At 65.5% G+C, this 20967-nt stretch carries 17 protein-coding genes and 1 tRNA gene; 11 read left to right on the top strand and 7 right to left on the bottom strand.

Annotated features, from left to right (window positions below):
* The first annotated feature begins 8 nt into the window (after nt 1-8).
* Nucleotides 9-85: transfer RNA gene (locus tag LCM32_RS13890), tRNA-Met, on the top strand.
* A 55-nt stretch (nt 86-140) separates the two neighbouring features.
* Here LCM32_RS13890 and LCM32_RS13885 read toward each other — a convergent pair.
* Complete coding sequence (locus LCM32_RS13885; RefSeq protein ID WP_224821674.1) at nt 141-1181, bottom strand: tyrosine-type recombinase/integrase; 1041 nt, start codon at nt 1179-1181, stop codon at nt 141-143.
* 1461 nt (nt 1182-2642) lie between these two features.
* Here LCM32_RS13885 and LCM32_RS13880 point away from each other — a divergent pair.
* The 4 genes from LCM32_RS13880 to LCM32_RS13865 all read left to right on the top strand — a co-directional run bounded on the left by LCM32_RS13880 (nt 2643) and on the right by LCM32_RS13865 (nt 7418).
* A complete protein-coding gene (locus LCM32_RS13880) occupies nt 2643-4562 on the top strand; it encodes a TRAP transporter permease (protein WP_224821673.1) in 1920 nt (639 codons plus the stop codon).
* An 80-nt stretch (nt 4563-4642) separates the two neighbouring features.
* Nucleotides 4643-5638: a TAXI family TRAP transporter solute-binding subunit gene (locus LCM32_RS13875; RefSeq protein WP_224821672.1), complete on the top strand. Its 996-nt coding sequence runs from the start codon at nt 4643-4645 to the stop codon at nt 5636-5638.
* 133 nt (nt 5639-5771) lie between these two features.
* The gene (locus tag LCM32_RS13870) at nt 5772-6845 is read left to right on the top strand and encodes a carbon-nitrogen hydrolase family protein (protein ID WP_224821671.1); all 1074 of its coding nucleotides are present in this window, start codon (nt 5772-5774) and stop codon (nt 6843-6845) included.
* 72 nt (nt 6846-6917) lie between these two features.
* Entirely contained in the window at nt 6918-7418 is a 501-nt protein-coding gene (locus tag LCM32_RS13865; RefSeq protein WP_224821670.1) for a MarR family transcriptional regulator, read from the top strand.
* A gap of 174 nt (nt 7419-7592) precedes the next feature.
* Here LCM32_RS13865 and LCM32_RS13860 read toward each other — a convergent pair whose 3' ends face one another.
* From LCM32_RS13860 to LCM32_RS13845, 4 genes are all read right to left on the bottom strand, one after another.
* The gene (locus LCM32_RS13860; RefSeq protein ID WP_224821669.1) at nt 7593-8852 is read right to left on the bottom strand and encodes an alpha-hydroxy-acid oxidizing protein; all 1260 of its coding nucleotides are present in this window, start codon (nt 8850-8852) and stop codon (nt 7593-7595) included.
* Nucleotides 8853-9074: 222 nt separating this feature from the next.
* Complete coding sequence (locus tag LCM32_RS13855; protein WP_224821668.1) at nt 9075-10004, bottom strand: LysR family transcriptional regulator; 930 nt, start codon at nt 10002-10004, stop codon at nt 9075-9077.
* Nucleotides 10005-10139: 135 nt separating this feature from the next.
* Nucleotides 10140-10484, bottom strand: a complete 345-nt coding sequence (locus LCM32_RS13850; RefSeq protein ID WP_224821667.1) for an EthD domain-containing protein — start codon at nt 10482-10484, stop codon at nt 10140-10142.
* Nucleotides 10485-10595: 111 nt separating this feature from the next.
* Entirely contained in the window at nt 10596-11522 is a 927-nt protein-coding gene (locus tag LCM32_RS13845) for a helix-turn-helix domain-containing protein (protein WP_224821666.1), read from the bottom strand.
* A 297-nt stretch (nt 11523-11819) separates the two neighbouring features.
* On the opposite strand from LCM32_RS13845, the gene LCM32_RS13840 reads away from it, so the two are divergent.
* From LCM32_RS13840 to LCM32_RS13820, 5 genes are read left to right on the top strand one after another with little or no spacing between them, the layout of a single operon-like run.
* Nucleotides 11820-12704, top strand: a complete 885-nt coding sequence (locus tag LCM32_RS13840) for an arginase family protein (RefSeq protein WP_412070685.1) — start codon at nt 11820-11822, stop codon at nt 12702-12704.
* Nucleotides 12701-14218, top strand: a complete 1518-nt coding sequence (locus LCM32_RS13835; protein WP_224821664.1) for a sugar ABC transporter ATP-binding protein — start codon at nt 12701-12703, stop codon at nt 14216-14218. The genes LCM32_RS13840 and LCM32_RS13835 overlap by 4 nt, the downstream gene beginning before the upstream one ends.
* Complete coding sequence (locus LCM32_RS13830; protein ID WP_224821663.1) at nt 14215-15189, top strand: ABC transporter permease; 975 nt, start codon at nt 14215-14217, stop codon at nt 15187-15189. Before LCM32_RS13835 ends, LCM32_RS13830 begins: the two co-directional genes overlap by 4 nt.
* A 15-nt stretch (nt 15190-15204) precedes the next feature.
* The gene (locus LCM32_RS13825; protein ID WP_224821662.1) at nt 15205-16161 is read left to right on the top strand and encodes an ABC transporter permease; all 957 of its coding nucleotides are present in this window, start codon (nt 15205-15207) and stop codon (nt 16159-16161) included.
* Nucleotides 16162-16197: 36 nt separating this feature from the next.
* A complete protein-coding gene (locus tag LCM32_RS13820) occupies nt 16198-17175 on the top strand; it encodes a sugar ABC transporter substrate-binding protein (protein ID WP_224821661.1) in 978 nt (325 codons plus the stop codon).
* Between the two features lie 71 nt (nt 17176-17246).
* On the opposite strand, the gene LCM32_RS13815 is transcribed toward LCM32_RS13820, so the two are convergent.
* Nucleotides 17247-18404, bottom strand: a complete 1158-nt coding sequence (locus tag LCM32_RS13815; RefSeq protein WP_224821660.1) for an MFS transporter — start codon at nt 18402-18404, stop codon at nt 17247-17249.
* Between the two features lie 128 nt (nt 18405-18532).
* Between LCM32_RS13815 and LCM32_RS13810 the strand changes: the two genes are divergently transcribed.
* Nucleotides 18533-19426 carry a LysR family transcriptional regulator gene (locus LCM32_RS13810; RefSeq protein WP_224821659.1) on the top strand — a complete coding sequence of 298 codons (894 nt, stop codon included), beginning with the start codon at nt 18533-18535 and terminating at the stop codon, nt 19424-19426.
* Nucleotides 19427-19429: 3 nt separating this feature from the next.
* Here LCM32_RS13810 and LCM32_RS13805 read toward each other — a convergent pair whose 3' ends face one another.
* Entirely contained in the window at nt 19430-20797 is a 1368-nt protein-coding gene (locus tag LCM32_RS13805) for a PLP-dependent aminotransferase family protein (protein ID WP_224821658.1), read from the bottom strand.
* Between the last annotated feature and the right edge of the window lie 170 nt (nt 20798-20967).

Raw genomic sequence — 20967 nt, 5'->3', positions numbered from 1 at the left:
CACGGTTTGGCGGAGTAGCTCAGTTGGTTAGAGCAGCGGAATCATAATCCGCGTGTCGGGGGTTCAAGTCCCTCCTCCGCTACCAAATTTTCCAAACATTTAGACGCGATAGAGCTGGAAGCGTTTCCTCGGTTGGGCGCTCAGTTGGGAGATTTTGTTCCCGCTTCGTATGCCTCAAGCTTCTTGATCGCCGACACACCCAGATGCGAATCCCGGCTCAAGTAGTGAGCGTCGAGGATGGAAGTGACTTGCTTGAGGCTATGCCCGGAGATCGATGCGATTTCCGGCACGCTGCACCCAGCGATCGCCAGCCTTGTGACAGCCGTTCCGCGCAGATCGTGAAACGTTACCCCATGAACACCAGCAGACTTACAAGCCTTGGCCCATGAGGCCCTAAATCCTGACTCGGTCCAAGACGTCTGGCGACTTGTCGCCAAGATTGTCACCGCAGTGCGTGGCGCGCGGTCGAGCTGAGCCCCAAGAGGACCACCGACGGGAATTTCGACACGTGCGCCGGTCTTGCGCTGCCGCAGACGAATTTTCGCACCATCGTAAGCGCTCCAAGTGAGCCTCAGGAGATCCCCCTGTCGCTGTCCGGTCCAGAGCGCCAGCATGAATGCAAGACCGATGTGTGGAGGCGCAGCACGCATGAAGGCGGCCTCGTCTTCCATCGTCCAGATTTTGTCGATGCGCTGAGATTTATAGACCTTACCGGGCCGCTCGCAGGGATTAGCCGACACGAGCCGACGCTCATATGCCCACGCCAAGATCAACGCCAGCACAGCAAAGGTGTAGTCCGCCTGCCGCCGAGATACCTTCGCCATTTTGTCCCGCCATGCGAGGAACTCACCTCTTGCCGCTCTGTCCGACAGGGCAGCAAGAGGGAAGTCGGAGTACTCCATTTCAATCTTCCGGATATGCCGCACGTAGTCGCGCTGAGTGCGCGGAGCGAGATCTTTGAACTTCAAGCTTTGCTGGTAGGCATTCACAATCGCCTGAAGCGCCCCTTCAGGCTGACTATTCATTTTGCTGATAGCCGCCTGATACGCCGCGACAAAAGCCGGATCGCCGGGCTTACCCGGTAGCCGGGGCCCACCCTTCCAAGCATAGTAGTAAACACGCACAGTACCGTCGCTGAGCTTCTTCCGAACCGAATTGATCCCCTTCATGTTGACCCGCATTACTCTCCACCCAGCCTGCCGCGCCCTGCCTTCCACTGCTCAAACGGGCTCCCGGCTGTTGCACCGGTCGTGGGCTCGCTGTTGGCTGCGGTATCGATCCTGATACTTCCGTCGGTACTGATGACGACCACAACGAGATGGGCGAACACACCGATGTGCGGGTTTTGGGTGTTGTAGGCCGGGCTGATTGCGTCCGGCACAGTCACGTCGAACCGTCGATCGAGCACCTTCTCAACGGCCTACAAGCACTTCAGGAGCACCCTGCCGGGAGGGGACCTATGGCGATCTGCCGATCACAGCCACGGCCGATGCGACATCGCCCCTTCCCAACCTTGATTAGCAGCGATTTAGGCCCCTGGCAGATGCCTCAGCGGAGTAACTCATGCAGAAGGATCAGAACTGGGCTGTCCGGCCCGCAGCAAACCTGAGAGGGTCGCGCTCAAGAGAGCAGTCCCATGGGAGACCAAGCCACGGCCTTCAGTTTGAGATGCGATGCCCATCGGGCGCATTCTGACCGGCCGCTTCTTGTCGCCGCCGCTCCTCCTTTTCCCCTTCACGGTGCGACTTGATCGACAGGAAGATGGTCGTCCCGAGTACAGAAAACTTGAAGATGCCCAAGGCTATTGGAACCCATATCATCGCTTTTCCTCTGCCTATGTCATTGGCTCGCAGATGATCCCGGGGGCTCCCACCTTAGCTGCAGCAAGGGCCGCGCGCGGTGAACCCCGGGAAAGACTGCAATCAATAGCTAATTATTGATTACATCATGAGGAATGCAATATGCCTGAGTCACTTCCGGCGCAAGCGTGTCATCTTGGCGCACTTTCCCCCTGAAACGCTGAAACCGGATGTGAGATCGCGATTGAACTCCCGCATCAAACGATGCGCGCAGCTTCGCGCCGACTGCGGAGACAGACTCACATACCCATCATTATAGGTACATACTGCATACAATGCCTATCCACCCCAAATGATACGCACTGGCCAACGAGGGACCCTCGGGATCAGATCGCACCGTCGAGAAAAGCAGCCGCGCACGGCGGACCCGAACCAGACGCATAACACCACGCTGTCCCGACAGCGCCCAAGCGAAGCCCCGCGAAACGCCCAAAAAAAACTCACATGGCACTCTCCAGATCGGCGCCTTGCAGTTTCCCATGTACATCGCAGCAGACTCGCTTCATTTGGTAAACATGTTTACTAAATGAGGGTGTGCGCAGGACCGACGGCGGCTCGCTTGAGCCAAGGCGCAAATCACGCGCCAAGGCGATCAAAGCCCCCCACGCCAGCACCTTCATTGATAAGGCCGCCAACCGCGGCCCCGGTCAGACTCCGCTTGCGCCCGCTCGCATCCGAGAAAGACATCACCGCCGTGGAGGACGGCGGGCGGCTACATGCCGCGCCATAGGGAGGACACATGTTTGACCGCCGCCCCGACAGGCGGCGGCCCTCGAAGAGGATATGATGCGTCGACTGAGGAAATTCGTGCTCGGCATCTCGGTGCTGATGCTGCCGGTGATCGGGGTCCTGTGGATCCTGAACGTTCCGCAACTTCTGGGCTTTGCCCTGGTCACCCAGCAAATCGTCGGGCTGATGCTGGGCTTTGCCGTCGCGGTTGCCTTTCTCCACCACCCCTATTGCGAGAAAAGCGCCGGTCTGGACCTGATACTGGCTCTGGCGGGCGCGGCCTGCTGGTTCTGGTACGCGCTCAACTTCAAGGAATGGATGGTCACCATGGCCTTCCGCCCACCAGAGATCTGGGTGCCGGGCATCTTCGCGCTCTTGCTGCTGGCCGAAGCCCTGAGGAAGTCGATGGGGATCGCGATCGCGATTCTTGTCTGGCTGGTTACGGTCTATGGGTTCTTCGGCGACCTCGTGCCCGGGATGCTGCAGGCCTCGGTCTTCGCACCGACGCGCACCGTCATCTACCTTTATGCCGACAGCAACGGCGTGCCGGGGCTGGTCATCACCGTGATCATCACCATCGTGCTGCCCTTCATGGTCTTCGGCAAGGTGATGGAAGTCGCCCAAGGCATGAGCTTCTTCAACGGGCTGGCGCTGGCAGCCGTCGGTCGCCGTCGCGGCGGACCGGCAAAGGTCGCCATTGTCGCCTCGGGCTTCTTCGGCATGATGTCCGGGTCCACCGTGGCCAACATCATGTCCACCGGCATCTTCACGATCCCGATGATGATCCGTACCGGCATGACCCGCACCCAGGCCGCAGCCATCGAGGCGGTCGCCTCGAACGGGGGGCAGGTCGCCCCGCCGATCATGGGCGCAACAGCCTTCATCATGGCTGAAGTTCTGCAGGTTCCCTATTCCTCCATCCTCGTCGCCGCCGCTGTGCCGGCCGCGCTCTACTACCTCGTGCTGTTCTTCAATGCCGACGCCATGGCCGTTACCAACGGCCTGAAGGGCCTGGAAGAGCACGAAATCCCCTCGTTTAAGGAAACCATGAAAGAGGGCGGAGAAATCCTGATCTCGATCGGTGTCCTTCTCTACCTGCTGTTCGCGACCGGCTATAATCCGGGGCTCTGCGCGCTGATCGCCTCGGCATCGATGCTGGTGATCTACGGCATCCGCATCCGCTTCCGCTTTGACGGACCGGAACTCCTGGCGGCCGTGCGTTCACTGGGCGAAGAGGTCGTGCCCCTCGTCCTGATCGGTGGCGCGGCCGGCGTCATCATCGGCCTGCTGAACTCGACCGGCTTTGCCTTTCAACTGTCGGTCACCCTGACCCACCTCGCCACCGAATACGGGCTGTTTGCGCTGCTGCTGCTCTCGGGTCTGGTTGCGATTGTCCTGGGCATGGGAATGCCCACGGCCGCGGTCTACATCGTACTGGCCACCGTCGTCGCCCCGACCATGGTAAAGCTTGGCGTGGCCCCGATGGGCGCTCACCTGTTCCTGCTCTACTTCGGACTGATGAGCATGGTGACCCCGCCGATCGCGTTCGGCAGTATCGTCGCCGCACGCTTGGCGCAGGCCAACATGTGGCGGACCGGCTTCCTGGCCATGCGCATCAGCCTGCCGGCCTTCGTGCTGCCCTTTGTCTGGGTCTACAACCCTGCCGCCCTCCTGGATGGCACAGCGCTGGAAATCGCCATCGTGCTGTCCAACGGGTTGGTGGCCTCCCTGCTTCTCAAGCAGTCCATGCTCGGCTCGCCGGTCCGGCAAGTGCCCGGCTGGCTGTGCTCTGCCGCCCTGACAGTGCTTGCCCTCCTCACGATGGGCGCCACCGCCCTGACCGGGCCGACCAGCCCCTGGGCGGTGGCCGCATCGGTCGCGGCGGCGGCGGTGGCGACACTGTTCGCCCGCGCCCTGCGCCGCCGGCAGGCGGGCCAGGGCGAGGCGGCATATCCCCAGGTCACCCCGCAATGAGCGCCCGATCCGCGCAGGCGGCGCCGACCCCCTCCCCTCACCCCTCCAACACATCGAAAAACCAGAAACAGGAAGGTTCAATGCTCAACTCTTGGAAATTCGCGGCCTGCCTTGCACTCGGGCTGACCAGCCTCACCCAGCCGGCGCATGCCGAGCTGCGCAACATCTCGATCGGGACGAACCCGTCAGGATCGGTCTACAACCTGATCGGCAGCGGCCTGGCCAAGACCTTTCAGGAAGAGCTTGGCATCCGCTCGACCGCGCAGCCCTATGCGGGTGAATCCGTCTACCTGCCCGCCATCTCGATCGGCGACATCAACATGGGCCTGATCACCACCATCTTGGCCGGGCTGGCCTGGGAGGGTAAGGCTGGCTATCCCCAGCCGCTGACCAACCAACGCGCACTGGCGAATGTCTGGCATATCCCCCACGCCTTCATCGCACGGGCAGACTCCGGCATCGAAACCATGGAAGACCTGCGCGGCAAGCGCGTCATGGGCGAACTGCCCACCGCCCGCGCCCTGACCGCGATCAGCGAGGCGATGCTGGCCTCGGGCGGCCTGTCGACCGGTGACGTCGACTTTCTCAGCAGCGGCGGCCTGATGGACGGCATCGCCGCCGTCGTGGAAGGGCGCGCCGATGCGGCGCCGGTCGCCCCCTCGATGCCCGTGCTGCTGGAGGCCAACACCTCGGTGCCCGGCGGGCTGCGCATCGTCGCCAACGGCAGCCTCGGCTCCCACGAGTTCTTCGAGGAGCAGCTGAAGGGCCTGACCGAAGGCATCGCCATGGCCAATGACAAACAGCCCTTCGTCATGGGGGATACGCCCATCGTGTCCTACGACACGATCCTGATGGCCAGCGACGCGCTCAGCGACGACGATGCTTACACGCTGACGAAGACGATGTATGAAAACTGGTCGAACCTGCAGCAGGACATCGGCCCGATGCGCAGCGTCCCGCTGGACCGGCTTGTGCTTCCGGACTCGCCGGTGCCCTATCACCCGGGTGCCGTGCGCTTTTACAAGGAAGTCGGCCTTTGGACCGACGCCGCCGAAGCGAACCAGGCCAAGTTCTGAGACCTCGGGCGGCGCGCCCGCCCCACGACAGCAACGGGCATCCCTAAAGGGGTGCCCCCACATCCAGGGACGGGCCACGCGCCGCGCAGGCCCCTTCGCGCCAACCCTGCGCATCAAGACAAAGGAACGCTCCATGCGCCTTCAGCATCCGGCCTACAAGGTGGCCGCGGTTCAGGCATCCCCGGCCGTCTTCGACATCTCGGCCACCGTCGACAAATGCTGCGCCCTGATCGAGGAAGCCGCGGCGAACGGGGCCAAGCTGATCGCCTTCCCCGAATCTTTTCTGCCCGGCTTTCCTGTCTGGGTCTTCGAAAGCGGCCCCTTCGGGCGCGCCGCCGCCCTGTTCACCCAGTTGTTCGACAATGCCGTCGAAATCCCCGGCGAGGCGGTACGCCGCATCGCCCAGGCCGCCCGCCGCAACGCGATCTATGTCTGCCTCGGGATCACCGAGCGGGATCAGGCGACGCTGTACCTGACCCAGCTGTGGTTCGACGACGGTGGCAACATCATCGGCAAGCACCGCAAGCTGAAGCCCACGGGCCCCGAGCGCTATATCTGGGGCGAGGGCGACGGCAGCACCCTTTCCGTCTTCAAGACACCGCTTGGCAACCTGGGCGGGCTGCTGTGCTGGGAGCACCGGGTTCCCCTGGCCGCCGCCGTGATGGCGGCGCAGAACGAGCAGGTGCATGTCGCCTCGTGGCCGCCGGTCGCGGCCTTCACCCAGGGCGGCCTGTCGCGCCCACAGGACGCCGGTCATACCTCGGTCGAAAGCCCCCGCGCCCAGCCGGACGAAGCCTCGGTCTTCGAGGTGATCAACCGCTCTTACGCGATGGCCACGCAAAGCTATGTCGTTGCCGCGACCCACGTACTGACCCAGGAATACATCGACCACGTCGCGGGCGGCGACGAGGCGATGCGCGCCCGGTTCCGCCCCGGTTGCGGCACATCGCGGATCATCAACCCCGACGGCGCCACCATCGGGACGATCCTGCCGCCGGAAACCGAGGGCCTTATCTATGCGGACATCGGCCTCGACCGGGTCGTATCGTCCAAATACCTCTGCGACACCGGCGGCCACTACGCGGCCCCGCAGGTGATGAGCATCCGATTGAACCGCCGGCGCGCCGCCCTGTGCGACGACGGGCCCGGCGCACAGGCGCAAGACGTGATCCGGTATGACGATCTCGCCCCGGATGAGACCCTCTGAAGGCCCGGAACGGGCGGAGGGGGCACCCCCTCGCGCCCACCCACTGCCCTGCAACAGATGATAGGAGGCCCCGTGCCCCAGACACCGCACGCGCTTTCAGCCCTACCCCTGCCCGCCCGCGTCAGCGGCCCAGCCGAACAGAGAAGTTCCCACACGGATCAGTCGATCGCGATTGCCTGCACGCGCGGACGGGAAGCGGTGGTCCGACGCTTTACCTTCCTGCTCGCGCAGGAGAATTTTACCGAGCAGCAGTGGCGCGTGATGCGGATCCTGTTCGACTTTGAACCGATCGCGATGACCCTTCTTTGCCACCGGACCTGCATCCACAAGGTGTCGATGACCCGCATCGTCAAGACGCTCGAAGCCAAGGACCTGGTCGAGCGGCGCTTTCAGGAGGGCAACTCGAAGGCCTTCGAGATTATGCTGACCGACCTGGGCCGGCAAAAGATGTCACGCATGACACCCATCGCCGAAGAGATCTACGACGGGATCGCTGCGGATTTCGGCAAGGAAGAAACTGCGCAGCTTCTTGCCTTGCTCGACAAGCTGTCCAGGATCAACGACACGGATTGACCGGACAGGGACGTTTGCGCGCGCACGACATCTTCTGCGCTCGCTGGTGATGAGCCGTGCCGGGTTTCATCCTGTCCTTCGCCCCCGTGGCCCATCTCATGACAAACACCCTCGCCGGAGACCGGCGAGGGTATCTCTCTTTTCGGCCTGCGCACGAGGGCGCGCGTCCAGAGATCAGCTGGTCGAACTGTCGCTACCCTGCGGCCCCATCAGCGAGCGATCGACGGCCGCCACATATTCCGGGGTCAGGTCTCGCACGTTCGGACATTGGATCTGGGCCAGCGTGTTGTCGATTTCCTTCATCAGGATCTTCAGCACGTCGGTTGCGCCTGCCTGCCCGTTCGCGGACAGCCCGTACAGCACGGCCTTGCCGAGCAGTACCGTATCGGCACCCAGCGCCAGCGCCTTGACGATGTCCTCCCCGCGGCGATAGCCACTGTCGATCAGGATCGGCGCCGAGATGCGCGCGCGCGTCTCAGCCAGGACCTGGATCGGCGCCGGGGCATCCCCCAGCTGGCGGCCGCCGTGGTTGGACAGGATCACGGCGTCGGCGCCGTTGTCGATGCAGCGCACGGCATCGTCTGCCCGCAGGATGCCCTTGACCAGCAGCTCATGCGGCCAAAGCTCACGCAGCCAGCGCAGTGCGGCCCAGTCAAACGTCGCATCCATGCTACGGCTCATCAGGACGGCCTGCTGTTCGGTGTTGCTGGCGTCGGCACTGGCAAAGTTGCCCATCTCGGGCATGCCGTTCAACACGAAATCCAGTGACCACGCCGGGTGGGTCATCCCGTCCCAGACCAGCCCCGGACTGATCGGCAGCGGGATCTTGAACCCGTTGCGCGCATCCCGGTAGCGCATGCCGTTGATGCCGACGTCGGTCGTCAGGATGAGCTTGGTGTAGCCGGCCTTCAACGCGCGCTCGACAAGGCTTTCCGCGATGCCCCGGCTCAGCACGTAGAGCTGGAACCACTTGTCGCCCCCGGCATTGGCGGCCACGTCCTCCATCGACGTGGTCGAGGCCGTGGACAGGGCAAAGGGCACGCCCACCTCTTCGGCAGCCTTGGCAAGCGCGATGTCCCCATCCGGCCAGAACGAGCCGTTCAGGCCGGTCGGCGCGACCATGATCGGCGCTGCCTGGGTCTTGCCGAACAGCTCGGTCGAGATGTCCCGCTTGGAGATGTCCTTGAGCCGCGCGGGGCGAAACTCGATCCGGTCGAAGATTTCTGTATTGCGCCGCAGGGCCAGTTCATCCCCTGCCCCGCCATCCAGGTAGTCGAAGACGATCTTGGGCAAACGGCGGCGTGCGGCTTCGCGATATTCGGCGACGTTCAACGGTGCGGAGTGATAGATGGAGGTCGGGGCGAACTTGGTTGCGAGACCACCGACGACGGCGCCGCCGACACCGATCAGCGCCTCTCTGCGGGATATAGACATTCGATTTTCCAATACTTTGGGCGCAGCGCAAGGCCACGACATCGGTGCTGCCCCCCCGAAGGGTCAGCAGACAGGGAAATGAGTCAGCGCCGCGAGAATGAATGTTAGGGCAACCCTTTAGGGTCACGATTAGTCACCATGCGGCGCAGCGTCGCATGGGAGGTATACCGCTGAATACCAAAGCGCCAATCAGAGTAGTTTCGCCCGCTCCATAAGCTGGCCTTATGTCGAGCGCAGCAGTTCCGGCATCGGCAGTTCGAGCTGCCCCATGACATCCGTCACCAGCTCAGCCATCCAGTCGCGCGCCGCGCTGCGCGTTGTTTCACAGGCATGGCGCAACATACGCACCTGGATCTCGGGCACATGGAAGGGCAGCGGCAGCCAGCGTAATCCGCAGCGCTCTTCGAACAAGCGCGCGGTCAGCATCGGCACGACAGCGATCATGTCGCTTTCGCCAATGACCCAGGGCAGGGCCGAGTAGTGAGGCACACTCACACGCACGTCGATCGCGCGCGCGGCCAGCGCGCCAGCGGGCGTGATCGCCTGCCAGTGCTCCTTGCTGCCGGCGACGATGGCGTGGCCCGTCTGCCAGAATTGCTCCTCCGTCATCCGGGCACCGATCACCGGATGATCGGGCCGCAGGATGCAGACATAACAATCCCTGAAAACCGTGGTCTGGGTCACCTCGGAGGTGCGCGGGAAAAGGTTACCGATGGCGAAATCGACCCGCCCCGCCATCAACTGTGCCTCGGCCTCCTGTACGACCAGGGGCAGGACGTCGAGGCCAACCAGAGGGGCGACCTCGGACAGGCGGCGGATGATCGGCGGCAGGAAGGTGACATCACCCAGATCGGATAAGGCGAAGGTGAACCGTTCGCGCGAATGGGTGGGATCAAACCCCGATCGCGGGCTCAACGCCTGTTCCAGCCGGGCAAGTGCAGGACGCCCTTCGGCATATAGCTGCATCGCGTGCGCCGTGGGCACCATCCCCTGCGGGCCGCGCGTGAACAGGGCATCCCCGGTCAGGTCCCTAAGGCGTGCCAGCGCCTGGGACACAGCGGGTTGCGACATGTTCAGCCGCGCCGCAGCAGCGGTGACTGACCCGGCATCGACAATGGCCAGGATCACACGGATAAGGTTGAGGTCCTTCATGGCACCATGTTTCCGCACCGCGGGCGGAGAGGCAATGTCACACCCCCGAAAAGGCTGCGACAATCACAGACGACCAGCCCAGGCCGACCACAGCGCGGCCTGTTGCGGCACGGCCAGACAGGCAGCCGGCAGCGGTCAGCCGAACATGAACACGGTGCGCCGGTTCGTCGGCAAGGTCACCATCGTGTCGAAATCGATGAAGGCGGCGCTGTCCTCGATCACCTCGGGCATCTCCCAGCATGTCTCGGCCTGCGCCTCGGTCTCGAAGCTGTAGACGGAGACCGCATCAAAGGCCGGACCGCCCTCTGCCAGGTAGCGGCCCTTTTCCTGCACGGCGACCGGGAAATGCTCGTACGAGATCAGGCCCTTGTCCTTGATCAGCTCGACCATGCGCGGGCCGTGGCGGTCCCGGTAGTAGGCAAGGAAATCTTCAAGCGACATGCCGGGCTTGCGCTTCATGATGAAGGCGACGGTGTACATAGCGGTCTCCGTATCTGTTGGTACGGTGAAGATGCCAGCACGGCGCATGGGCGTCTCGTCCCTGACGGCCAGAGAGTCGACCCAGACGGCCCGCCCCTGGCAGGCTCCATATCAGTGACGGACGACAAAGGCCTGTCGCGGGGTCTTACCATAGGCCTTTTTGAAGGCCCGGCCGAAATAGGACAGGTCGCGGAAGCCGCAGTCATAGGCCGCCTCGGTGACCGAGCGGGCCCGGCCCTCGGACAACATCGCATGCGCCTCGGCCAGACGGCGGTCGCGCAGCCAGCTCATCGGCGTGGTGCCCTCGGCGGCAAAGGCCCGGCCAAGCGAGCGCGCCGAGATGTTCTGCGTGGCCACGATGTCGGCAACGCCGAGGTCCTCGTTGCCCATGTTCTCGACCATGAAGCGCTTGATGCGGTTCAGTGCCGGATTGCGCCCTGCCGCCTCGCTGCACCCGGCACCCTGCCCGAAGGCACCAGCAATCAGGTCCAGCGTCGGGGCGATGAACTGCTCGGGCAGGTCGCTGTCGCGCGCCGTGTCCATCAGGTTGGTGATCAGTCCGCGGATCAGCGCGGCCTGCGGCCGGTCCGCGCCCAGCAGGGTTCCGCCCAGATCGCGCACGCCCAGCATGCGCGCATCCATCATCGGGCGCGGCACCCTTAGCAGCGCCGTCCGGTAGGCCCCCGGATAGTCATACTGATAAGGCCGCGCCGAGTCGTAGATCAGCACGGTGCCCGCGCCATGGTGCACGGCCCGGTCATTCTGGCGAAAGTACCCGCCTCCTTCGAGCATGACCGAAACAAAGAACGCATCCGTTCCCGAGCGGCGCACATGGCGCGCGTCCCGAACGTAGCGCACGGCGTCCGACGTCAGCGCCGTCAGCTCGCTGTCACCGCAGGACGCGATCTCGATCTCGGCGTGAAAGGCACGTCGGTTCGGGGCGATCCCGTCGCAATGGGCAAAGGAGGTTTCGACGATGTTGTGCCAGAAATCGTACTGCGCATGGGGCGCGACGTCGGCAGTGCTCAGACGTTGCATGGGCTCTCTCCGGGGCTTCGGAAGGATCGCAATGTCATGCAGCATTTCACCCGACCGCACGAGGGGCCGCCGCCCCAAACCGGTCGGATTCCCCTGTTTTCCCTGAAGCAGACCCCGGATCGGCGCCAAGATCGCCCAATAAACAGGCAAAACGAGAGCCCCGAAACGGACAGACCCGACAGAACCGCCCCACGGATTGGCCGGGGAGTCCGAGAATCTGACGGCCCCGGTCGAGCGGTCGGGCCCAGTTTTCTCCAGTTTCAGAGCCAACGAATGACTTTGACGACGGAGGTCCCCATGACCCGCACTCCCGCGAACACCCTGCGCCTCGTGATGCCGCAATGGCAGGGTGGCGATGAACCCGCCTACCGCGTCGGCGCCAAGGTGCTTGAGGCCCTGCTGCCCGATGCAACCGGGCCCGTCGCCACCATCCCCGTCCCGCTGGCGGCGACGGCCGATCGGGCGCCGGTGGACGGGATCAAGTCCCGCGTGGCCCTCGTGGCACAGCTGGATGCCGCCGTTGCCGCGATCGCGGACCACGCCCCCGAGGCGATCCTGACCGTCGGCGGCGATTGCCTCGTCGATCTGGCGCCCATCGCCTACCTCTCCGAGACCTACGGGGATGACCTTGCGGTTCTCTGGATCGATGCGCACCCGGACGTGATGAACAAGAGCCAGTTCAGCCATGCCCACGCCCATGTGCTGGCCATGCTGCTGGGCGACGGCGACGCCGATTTCACCAAATGCGTCACCCGCACCATCGACCCGGCACGCGTTCTCTACGTCGGGGTGAACGACATGATGGAGGGCGAAGCCGCCTATCTGGCCGACCGCGGCATGACCAATATCGACCCCGCCGCACTGCGTGCTGATACCGGCGCGGTCACCGCATGGCTTAAGGCCTCGGGCGCGACGAAGGTTGCCGTGCACTTCGACCTCGACGTGCTGTCGCCCGCGGGGCGCGACTACCTGCTGTTCAACAACCCCCACGCCCCCGCCGGCGCCTTTGACGGCATCGCCACCGGCAAGCTGGAGCTGGATGAAATCCTGACCCTGCTGCGCGACGTCGGCGCGACCCTCGACATCGTCGGGCTGGCAATCACCGAGTTTCTGCCCTGGGGCATGATCGACCTTTCCAGGGCGCTGGCCGCGCTGCCCCTCGCAGGGGGCGAAGAGCCATGAGCGCCCCGATCCTCAGCGCCCGTGGGCTGAAGAAAAGTTACGGCGGCGTCCGCGCCCTGCGCGGCATGGACATCGACCTGGCCGAGGGTGAAATCCACGGCCTGTGCGGCGAAAACGGCGCAGGCAAAAGCACGCTGGTGAAGATCCTCGGCGGTTTTGTCATGCCGGACGAGGGCGAGTTAGGCATTGGCGGCATGCGTGTCACGCTGGGCACGCCCGTCGATCCTGCTCTGCTGTCGATCGTGCACCAGGAGCTGTCGATCATCCCGCACCTGAGCGTGCTCGACAACGTGATGCTAGGCGCACGCGAGGTCGGCGCGCTGTACCGTCGCGGCCCCTTCCGGGCGCATGTGCGCGAGGTGCTCGACTCTGTCGGCCTTGCCCATGTTCCGCTGGATGCGCTGGCCGACACCCTGCCGCTGGCCGAACGCCAGCTGATCGAGATCGCGCGGGGCATCGCACGCGGCGCCCGCGTGCTGCTGCTCGACGAACCGACGGCGACCCTGTCCGATGGCGAGATCGAAAAGGTCTTTGCCGTGCTGCGCCGTCTCAAGGCCGAAAAGGGCACGACCATCGTCATCATCTCGCACCGGCTGAACGAGATCTTTGCGCTGACCGACCGGGTCACCGTCCTGCGCTCGGGGCAGCACGTGATGACCGCCAACACGGCCGATCTGACCAACGCCCGGCTGGTCGAGGCGATGATCGGCCATGAAATCCACACCGGCGAGATCGCCCCCAGCCATGCCCGCAATGGCGTGTCGCCGCGCCTGTCGCTGCGGGGCTGGACGCTTCCGGGTCGCTTTGCGCCCCTGGACCTCGACGTGCAGCCCGGCCAGATCGTCTCGCTTGTCGGGCAGCTGGGCTCGGGTGCGGATACGCTTCTGGAAAGCCTCGTTGGCCTGCATCCTGCACGTGGCACGCTGTCGCTCGACGGGGCCGCCAGCACGCCGCGCACGGTAGCCGAGGCCTATGCCGCCGGGATCGCCTATGTCTCGGAAGATCGCGCAAAGCGCGGCGTCTTCCTCGAGGCGCCGATCGGAACCAACCTGGTCAGCCAGATCCTCGGCCGTGTGTCGCGCCGGGGCTGGATGATGCCGGCCACCGTCCGCGCGCGCGCCGCGGAACTGGCGCGCGGCTTTGCCCTTGATCCGGCCCGCCTGCCCCATGATGTCTCGACCCTGTCGGGGGGCAACCAGCAGAAGGTTTCGCTGGGCAAGGCGGCGGCGCTGGGGCCACGCCTGCTGGCGTTGAACGAGCCGACGCGCGGCGTCGACATCGGCGCGCGGGCCGAGATCTATGACCAGCTGCGCAGCCTCGCGAAGGCCGAGGGCCTGACCATCCTCTTCTACTCGACCGACCTCGAAGAGGTTCTCGATGCCTCCGACCGGATCGTGACCTTCTATCGCGGGACGCGCGTGCGCGATGCACTGCGCCCCGACATGGATGCGGACGCGATCCTGCACGACATCCTTCACGGTCCCGACACCCCAGACACGGAGGCAGCCGCATGAGCACCGCCACCCTCGCCCCCTCTTCGCGCCTGTCGGGGCTGTTCGCCCCCGCCCGCGTTCAGGCCACGGTGATCCAGATCGCCACGGTCGTGATGTTCCTGCTGGCCTGCGTCAGCATCGACAACTTTGCCAGCGCCGCCAACCTCTCGTCGATCCTCTACGCAGCCTCGACCGTGGGGATCGCGGCGGTGGGCCTCGCCTCGGTCACGATCAGCGGCAACCTCTTCGCACTGTCGCTGGGCGCGACGGCGGCCTTTTCCTCGATTGTCTTCATCATGGCCTCCGGCCTCGGCGTCTGGCCGGCCCTTGCCGCCAGCCTGTTGCTGGGCGTGGCCTTCGGGGCGCTACAGGGGCTGGTTGTCGGCTGGCTGCGCTGCAACGCCATCATCTCGACCATCGCGGCGGGATCGCTGATCGCGGGTCTGGCGACCTGGGTTTCAGACGGCCGGACCGTGCTGGCAGAGGGCGGCCCCACCTGGCTGGGCAGCGGCACCATCGTGCCGGGCGTCCCGTGGCAGGCCGTGCTGTTCGCCGCCATCGTCATCGTGGGCGAGGTTCTGATGCAACGTACCCGCGCCGGGTGGGAGCTGCGCCTGCGGGGCACCAATCCCGATGCCGCCGAACTGGCCGGGCTGCGCGTCACGCGGATGGTGATCCTGTCCTATGTGCTGGCCGGGGCCGGCGCCGCCATCGCCGGCGCGCTGATCGCTGCGCAATCCGGCACGGGCAACCTGCGGGTCGGGGCCGACCTCGACTTCAGCGCCATCGCCGCAATGCTCGTGGGCGGGATCGCCATCGGCGGCGGACGCGGACGGATCATCGACGTCGCCTCGGGGACGCTGTTCCTGGCCGTGCTCACCAACATCCTGCTCGTCAACAACTTCGCCTACGAGGTGCAGCTCATGGTCAAGGGCCTGGCTGTGCTGGTGGCCGTGACCGCCGGCGCCCTGCTGGCCCGCAAGTCGCGCTGAGAAAGGGACCGAGACATGACCCTGCTGAAACACATCGCCGAAAACCCGCTTCTGGCCCTGCGCTGGCTGCTGCTGCTGGCCATGGGCACCCTATTCACGCTGGCGAACGCCTATTTCCTGGCCCCCGGCAACCTCTATGCCCTGGGCGAAACCTTTGCCCTGCTCGGCCTCGTCGCCCTGGGATTGGCCCTGACCATGCTGGCCGGCGAATTTGACCTGTCAGGCGGCGCGATGGTCGCCGTGGCCGGCCTCATCATGCTGAAATGCGGAACCGAGAGCGCCCTTTTCGGCCTTCTGGCCGCCCTGGGCTTTGGCGCGCTGGTCGGGCTGTTCAACGGCCTGGTGACACTGAAACTGAACGTCTCGTCCCTTGTGACGACGCTGGGCGTGATGATCCTGCTGTCCGGCTTCGCCGTCTGGCTGGAAGGCGGACAGGCCGTCAGCTTTGCCAACTACGACCTGACCGATGCGTTCAACATGGATTGGTTCGCCGTGCTCTCGCCGCGCTCGACCCTGACCATCGCGCTCTTCGTGGCAACGGGCTTGATGCTGGCCTTCACCCGGATGGGGCGCGACATCATCGCCGCCGGCAGTCACCGCAAGGCCGCCACCATGGCGGGCGCCAACGTACCCGGCGCCATCATCACCTCTTTCGTGCTCAGCGGGCTGTTCGCCGCCCTGGCGGGCGCCCTGCTGGCGATCACGCTGGGGCGCGCCTCGTCGACCTTCGGGGCCAACCTGCTGCTCCAGGCGGCCTCGGCCGCGATCCTGGGCGGTGTGGCCCTGTCCGGCGGCGTCGGGCGACCCTTCGGCGTCGCCATCGGCGTGCTGGTGCTGGCGGTTCTCAACAACGGGCTGGGGCTGATCGGTGCCAGCTCTCCGGCGATCCTGCTGCTGAACGGTGCCGTTCTGCTGATCGCGGTTCTGGCCGGCGGCGCGCCTGCCGCCTGGCTGCGGGCCCGGCTCGCCTAATCCCCTCAAACACATATCAACAGGAAGGACTAAGACATGACGAAACTTCGGACCACCCTCGGCGCGCTGCTCGCCGGATCGTTCCTTGCCACGGCCGGCATGGCCGCCGACGGGGCGCAGGACGGCAAGAGCGTGATCTTCCTCGGCGCTGACGACATCTGCGAATACTGCGCCGTCTACAACGACCAGATCCGCAAGATGGCCGCCGACAAGGGCATCAATCTGGAGGTCGTAACCAACAAGTTCGACGCCGCCCAGCAGGCCACGCAGGTCGATCAGGCCATCGCCAAGAAGCCCGACGCGATCCTCATGTGGACCATCGACGGCACCGCCCTGTTCCCCGCCATGCGCAAGGTGCAGCGCGCAGGCATCCCCCTGTTGCTGATCGACGTGCAGCCCGATCAGGCGCGCGAGGACCTCTGGGTGCAATACTCGGGCGGCAACTACGAAGAGCGTGGCTCGAAAGCGGCGCAGCTGATGGTGCAGGCGCTGGACGCCAAGGGCATGGAAAAGACCGGCGGCGTGATCATGATCACCGGGATGGTGGGCCAGGCCCAGACGATTTCGATGACCAAGGGCTTTACCGAGACGCTGGCGAAACTGGCCCCCGAGATGGAAATCCTCGGCGCGCAGCCCGGCAACTGGGACACCGGCACCTCGACCCAGGCCGCGGCGGGCCTCTTCACCAAGTACGGCGACCAGATCAAGGGCGTCTACGCGGCCGAGGACATCATGATGCAGGGCGTGCTGATCGCGGCCGAGCGCGCCGGCCTCGACCCGACCCAGATGGCGATGATCGGCGACGGCTGCGAACCGGTGGGCATCAAGAACATCAAGGCCGGCCTGCAATACGGGACCGTCCTGCAATCGCCCGTGGATGAGGCGACCTTTGCCGTGCAATCCATGGTCGACCTGTTCACCGGCGCGGAGATGCCGAAATCGGTCTACGTCCCCCACCCCATGGTCACCGCCGAAAACGTGGATGAGGTCTGCCAACCCTGGCCGACCAAGTGATCGACCTCACGGCCTAGACGACAAAGGCAGCGCCACGGCGCTGCCTTTCCTGTTCACGGGGTACGGAAGGATCACACCGTCGCTTGCGCGCGGCCCCGACCCTGCAGCAGGACGATCCCCAGCGGGATCGCGAAGACGACCGCGCTCGCCAGCGCGATGTCGGGATAGCCAAGGCCCAGGCGGATCACCATGCCGCCGACCAGCGCGCCCAGACCGTTGCCCAGGTTGAACGCCCCGATGTTGACCGAGGACGCCAGGCTGGGCGCGTCGCCCGCCGCCCCCATCACGCGCATCTGCATCGTCGGCACCAGCGCAAAGCAGAGCCCGCCCCAGATGAACAGCAGCGCAAGCGTCGGCACCACGTGAGGCAATGCCAGCGGCAGGATCGCCAGCAGGACGATCAGCCCGACCAGCGTGCCGATCAGCGTCGCCCGCAGCGACCTGTCCGCCGCGCGCCCGCCCAGCACGTTGCCCACGCTCATCCCCAGGCCGATCACCACCAGCGCCAGCGTCACCAGCCCGCCCGAGGCGCCCGTGGCATCCTGCAGGATGGGCGCGACATAGGTGAACACCGTGAACTGCCCCGTCGAGGTCAGCACCGTCATCCCCAGCGCGAACAGGACCGGGCGGCTCAGCATGACGCCGATTTCCTTGCGCACGTCCGCCCCTTCAGGCGCGGGGATCGACGGCAAGGCGCGGCTCAGCGCCAGCGCGGTCAGGACCCCCAATGCGGCGATCACGACAAAGGGCAGCCGCCACGCGGTCGCTTCGCCCAGCCAGGTCATGGCGGGGACACCGATGACATTGGCCACGGTCAGCCCCATGAAGACCGCCGCCACGGCCCCCGCCTGACGGCCCAGCGCCACCAGCCCGGCCGCCACGATGGCCCCCACGCCAAAGAAGGTGCCCTGACACAGCGCAGACAACACGCGCGCCACCAGCAGAACGGCAAAGGATGGCGCGGCCGCGGACAGCAGGTTGCCCGCCGCCAGCACCAGCGCCAGCAGGATCAACAGGCGGTTGCGCGCCATGCGTGCGCCGGCCAGCGTGACCACCGGGGCAAAGATCATCACCCCAAAGGCATAGGCGGTCACGATCAGCCCCGCATCGGGGATGGATACAGCCAGGTCCCCCGCAATCGTTGGCAACAGGCCCATCGGCGAGAACTCGGTCAGGCCGATGGCAAAAGATCCAAGGGAAAGCGCGGCAAGCGCCGGGTTCAGTTTCATCTGTGCAGCCTTTCATACGGACAAGGCCCCGCATGCAGGGCATCGGGGGCGTTGGCCCCGCTATGGACGAAATCCGACCCCGCGTTTAGAACCCCACCAGGCAATCCATCTGTGATCTGGAGTCAAAGATGATCCCCTCCCCCGATCGGTTGCGTGCGATGGAGGTCTTTGTCGCCGTGCAGGACGAAGGCAGCTTTTCGGCCGCGGCGCGCCGCCTTGGCATGACCCCTTCCGGCGTCAGCCGGACCCTGGACCGGACCGAGGCGCGCCTTGGCGTGCGCCTGCTGACCCGCTCGACCCGCGCGCTGAAGCTGACGCAGGAAGGCCAGCGCTATGGCCTGATCGCGCGCCGCATCCTGGCCGATCTCGACACCGCGGAGGAGGAGATCAGCGCGGACAAGGGGCCCTCGGGCCTGCTGCGACTGTCGGCTGCGGTCTCCCACGGGAGGCTCAGGATCGTGCCGCTGCTGGAACCCTTTGCCCGGCTCTATCCCGATGTGCAGATCGACCTGACCCTGACCGACCTGATGGAGGACCCGGCCCAGGGCGCCACCGATGTGGCCATCCGCTTTGGCCCGCTGCGCGACAGCGCCCTCATGGCGCGCAAGCTGGCGGACGAGCCGATGGTGATCGTCGCCGCGCCCAGTTACCTGGCCCGCTGGGGGACGCCACGCCAGCCGGGCGATCTTCGCCAGCATCAGTGCCTGCTGTTCAACTTCGATCCGTCCCGCGCCCGCTGGCCCTTTTGCACGAACGGGCAGCCGCACGAGGTGCTGGTCAACGGCAGCTATCAGGCCAACAGCGGCGAAGCCCTGGGGATGATGGCGGTTGCCGGGCTTGGCATCGCGCGTGTCGCCCGGTTTGCGGTCGAGGAAGACCTGCAGGCCGGTCGCCTGCGCGAGGTGCTTGCCAGCCACGCCGCCGGCGAGGCGCATCCGGTGCACGCCGTCTTTGTCGGCGAGCCGCCGTTGCCCGCGCGCGTGCGGGCGCTGGTCGACTTTCTGGCGGAACGGCTTGGCTAGCGCTCAGCCCATGAAGGCATGCGGCGACAGCGTGTTGGCCAGCAGGTAGAGGTTGTCCCGCAGGCCTTCACGGGTGACCGATCCACCAAGGCAGACCCGCAGCTTTTCCCCCGGCTGACCGGCGACGGTAAAGGCGTCCGAGGGCATCAACCCCAGCGACCGGCCCGCCATCCGCGCCACCACATCGGCGCGCCCCACGCCCGGCGGCAGGGTCAGCCAGATGTTAAACGCGTTCTCGGCCGTCACATAGTCGACCCCCTCCAGCGCCTCGCGTGCGATGGCCTGACGGGCGGCGCTTTCGGACCGAATGAAGCGGCGGATGCCGTCGGCGGTGCCATCCTCGATCCACTGGGTCGTCAGCGCCATGGACAGTGGCGAGGGCATGACCGACAGCGTCCGGATCGCCTGCGCCAGCCGCAGGGCACAGCGCGGCGAGGGCGCGATGGTAAAGGCGAGCCGCAGCCCGGCCCCGATGCATTTCGCCAGCCCGCCGATGTGCCAGGTCAGGTCCGGGGCGGACAGCGCGATCGGCGCCGGCGCCTTGGCGGGGATGAAGCCATAGGCGTCATCCTCGATCAGCGTCAACTCATGGGTCCGCAGCACATCCGCAAGCTCCAGCCGCCGCTCGACCGGAATGGTCAGCGTCGTGGGGTTCTGCAGGGTCGGGTTCAGGTACAGTGCCTTGGGGGAATGCTCTCGGATCGAAGTGTCCAGCGCCGCGGGCGTGACCCCGTGTTCATCCATCTCGAGCCCGACAAGGTTCACCCGGAAGCGTGCCGCGATATTGCGGATACCGGGATAGGTCACGCTTTCGCACAGCACGGTATCGCCAGGCTTGGTGATGATCGACAGGATGGCGGCCATGGTGGCATGGGCGCCGGGCGTCACGGCCACCCGCTCCATCGAGGGGACCATGCCACGCATGCTGAGCCAGCTGGACGCGGCCGTACGATCCCGTTCCGTGCCGATGGGCGCCTGGTAGCGCAGCAGGTCGATCAGGTTGGCCGAGACATAGTCGAGCCCGCCCTTCATACGCCCCACCAGCTCGGGGTCGGTCGGCTCGGGCGGCATGTTCATCGACAGATCCTCGGCGCGCTTGCGCTCGGGATCCTCTGCCGGGGCGCCGGCGCGTTCGCTGACGAAAGTGCCGCGCCCGACGTGGCTGGTGACCAGGCCGCGCGCCTGCGCTTCGGAATAGGCGCGCGAGACGGTCGTGAAGTCGATCCCCAAGGTGGTCGCCAGCCGGCGTTGCGGCGGCAACCGGTCGCCGCTGCCCAGCTGTCCCGACTGGATGTCACGCGCGATGGCATCCGCAATCGCGAGGTAGCGGGGTTTCCCGGTGTCGATCCCCTCGGGCGACCAATCAATCATTTGCAAGCACTCCTGTCACATTCCCCTTAGCGAATTGATTCCCTCAATTGAAGGGGGATTGTATGTATTTCGGCGTATTTTCACGGATGAGTCGCCAGCCCCACCGGCGGAACACCGCGATTCCACCGGCCCAATGCTCAAATTTCTCGCAAAACGCATCCGCAATACAA

Source organism: Pseudooceanicola nanhaiensis (genome assembly GCF_020171315.1).
In the GTDB taxonomy this organism is placed as follows: Bacteria; Pseudomonadota; Alphaproteobacteria; order Rhodobacterales; family Rhodobacteraceae; genus Pseudooceanicola; species Pseudooceanicola nanhaiensis_A.
Note: the sequence above shows the minus strand (reverse complement) of the source record. Positions and strands in the feature narration are given on the sequence as shown.